The sequence below is a fragment of the Metabacillus litoralis genome (assembly GCF_007994985.1).
In the GTDB taxonomy this organism is placed as follows: domain Bacteria; phylum Bacillota; class Bacilli; order Bacillales; family Bacillaceae; genus Metabacillus; species Metabacillus litoralis.
This window is the reverse complement of the sequence record NZ_VOQF01000057.1, coordinates 1-434: the sequence shown is the minus strand read 5'-3', so window position 1 is coordinate 434 and position 434 is coordinate 1. Positions and strand designations below refer to the sequence as shown.

1 protein-coding gene is annotated in these 434 nt (G+C 38.5%); it reads right to left on the bottom strand.

From position 1 onward, the window contains the following. On the bottom strand, positions 1–434 hold a 434-nt coding region (locus FS935_RS23160; protein ID WP_146950943.1), incomplete at both ends, for a DUF2194 domain-containing protein.

Here is a 434-nt window from a genome sequence, read left to right as displayed (position 1 = left end):
TTCTCTTCCGTAAACAATTGTATTCTCTCTTACTCTATCTAACTCAAAGGCTTGTGCTTCTGCTTTCATTTCATCAGAAGAAGCAACAAAGGATGCTGTGTAATCGAGGTCATACTTCGCTTCTAGCCTCTGTAATTCTGACCAAACAACATGACGCATGAAATTTTCGTTCGTCATTCCCGAATCTTTGTGTATATTGTTATTTGTTTGGAATGGGAAGCCTTCTAAAGCTGTCACCTTTGCATTTACAACTGGATAAATAAAGGTTGGCACCATAAGCTGAATACCCTTTGTGAAAAGCCCACTTTGCTTGGCATCTGCTAGAATCGTTCCGTTAAAAAACACAAATTTCCCATCACCATATTTTGAACTCCATAAAAGTGGTGTACCATCTGATGATTGCGCAATTAATGAAGCTTGTTTACCAATTCTGG